The sequence below is a fragment of the Sphingomonas hankookensis genome, from assembly GCF_001619955.1.
Taxonomy (GTDB): Bacteria; Pseudomonadota; Alphaproteobacteria; order Sphingomonadales; family Sphingomonadaceae; genus Sphingomonas; species Sphingomonas hankookensis_A.
On record NZ_LQQO01000036.1, the window covers coordinates 1 to 2,500 of the forward strand.

General features: G+C 54.5%; 1 tRNA gene and 2 rRNA genes (1 of these 3 cut by a window edge). All 3 read right to left on the bottom strand.

Annotation, left to right across the window (positions count from 1 at the left end):
- Nucleotides 1-3: 3 nt before the first annotated feature.
- Nucleotides 4-80 (bottom strand) — tRNA-Met (locus AVT10_RS14285).
- A 72-nt stretch (nt 81-152) separates the two neighbouring features.
- Nucleotides 153-267: ribosomal RNA gene (rrf, locus tag AVT10_RS14290) — 5S ribosomal RNA — on the bottom strand.
- Nucleotides 268-404: 137 nt separating this feature from the next.
- A 23S ribosomal RNA gene (locus AVT10_RS14295) occupies nt 405-2,500 on the bottom strand; it runs 695 nt beyond the window's last position.

Here is a 2,500-nt window from a genome sequence, read left to right on the forward strand (position 1 = left end):
GTTTGGTTGCGGGGACAGGATTTGAACCTGTGACCTTCAGGTTATGAGCCTGACGAGCTACCGGGCTGCTCCACCCCGCGCCACCATGGTCGCCCTGTTGGGCGGAAGGGGTGTTATGACGAGTGTGAATGGATATGTGCACCGGCTTCAATGCCTGGCGACGACCTACTCTTCCACTGCTTAGGCAGTAGTACCATTGGCGCGGTTTGGTTTCACGGCCGAGTTCGGGATGGGATCGGGTGGTTCACAAACGCTATAGCCACCAGGCAATGAAGCGGGTGCACATGTTTTTCAAATCGGTGTTTCAAGGGCTGAGGGTTTCAACCACGTGTGTCAGCCAGTGCTGACGTTGGGGGTGTGAACTCTCTGGCATCCATAAAAGTAGTACTTTTATGGAAACCTGTTTCAAGCGCGAATAGGACAATTAGTATCGGTTAGCTTCACGCATTACTGCGCTTCCACATCCGATCTATCGAGGTCGTGGTCTCCGACCGTCCTAAGAAATCTTATCTTGAGGGAGGCTTCCCGCTTAGATGCTTTCAGCGGTTATCCCGTCCATGCATAGCTACCCTGCTGCGCCGTTGGCACGACGACAGGTACACCAGAGGCATGTTCACCCCGGTCCTCTCGTACTAGGGGCAACTCCTCTCAAATTTCGACGCCCACGGCAGATAGGGACCAAACTGTCTCGCGACGTTCTGAACCCAGCTCACGTACCACTTTAATTGGCGAACAGCCAAACCCTTGGGACCTGCTCCAGCCCCAGGATGTGATGAGCCGACATCGAGGTGCCAAACAACCCCGTCGATATGAGCTCTTGGGGGTTATCAGCCTGTTATCCCCGGCGTACCTTTTATCCGTTGAGCGATGGCCCTTCCACGAGGGACCACCGGATCACTATGACCGACTTTCGTCTCTGCTCGACTTGTCAGTCTCGCAGTCAGGCTGGCTTATGCCATTGCACTCTAACAGACGGTTTCCAACCGTCCTGAGCCAACCTTCGCGCGCCTCCGTTACTCTTTAGGAGGCGACCGCCCCAGTCAAACTACCCGCCACAGAGGGTCCCTCAACCAGTTTCATGGTTGCAGGTTAGACATCAGAAAACAACAGGGTGGTATTTCACCTATGGCTCCACACCGGCTGGCGCCAATGCTTCAAAGCCTCCCACCTATGCTACACAGTTCTTTCCTAATGCCACTCTGAAGCTGCAGTAAAGGTGCACGGGGTCTTTCCGTCTAACCGCGGGTACTCCGCATCTTCACGGAGAATTCAATTTCGCTGAGCATGTCCTGGAGACAGTGGGGAAGTCGTTACGCCATTCGTGCAGGTCGGAACTTACCCGACAAGGAATTTCGCTACCTTAGGACCGTTATAGTTACGGCCGCCGTTTACCTGGGCTTCATTTCAGAGCTTGCACCCCTCCACTTAACCTTCAGGCACCGGGCAGGCGTCAGGCCCTATACGTCGTCTTGAAGCCGACTTAGCAGAGCCCTGTGTTTTTGCTAAACAGTCGCTACCCCCTGGCCTGTGCCCCCTGATAGAGCTTGCGCTTAATCAGGGCCTCCTTCTTCCGAAGGTACGGAGGCAATTTGCCGAGTTCCTTCAGGACACTTCTCTCAAGCGCCTTGGTATACTCTACCTGACCACCTGTGTCGGTTTCGGGTACGGTCTATACGGTGGGGCTATTTCCCGGGACAGCTTCGAAGCCGGATCAATCCGATAAGATCCGACAACACACGCCATCCGTCACACACCACCAGGCCCACGAATATTAACGTGGTTCCCATCGACTACCCCCTTCGGGCTCGTCTTAGGGGCCGGCTCACCCTGCGCGGATTAGCCTTGCGCAGGAACCCTTGGTCTTTCGGCGAGAGGGCATCTCACCCTCTTTATCGCTACTCATGTCTGCATTCGCACTTCCGATACCTCCACGGTCCATTACCAGACCGCTTCACAGGCGTACGGAACGCTCCGCTACCGCGTACACAAAGTGTACACCCTAAGCTTCGGTGCGTGTCTTGAGCCCCGTTACATCTTCGCCGCAGGAACCCTTGTTTAGACCAGTGAGCTGTTACGCTTTCTTTAAAGGATGGCTGCTTCTAAGCCAACCTCCTGGTTGTTTTGGGATTCCCACATGCTTTCCCACTTAGACACGACTTGGGGACCTTAGCTGTAGGTCAGGGCTGTTTCCCTTTTGACGACGGACCTTAGCACCCGCCGTCTGTCTCCCGGATATCACTCTTATGTATTCGGAGTTTGGTTAGTATTGGTAGATCTCGCGACCCCCGCAACCATCCAGTGCTCTACCCCATAAGGTGTCCATCCGAGGCACTACCTCAATAGTTTTCGCGGAGAACCAGCTATTTCCCGGCTTGATTGGCCTTTCACCCCTAAACACAACTCATCCGGTAACTTTTCAACGTTAATCGGTTCGGACCTCCAGTGGGTGTTACCCCACCTTCATCCTGGTCATGCCTAGATCGCCGGGTTTCGGGTCTAA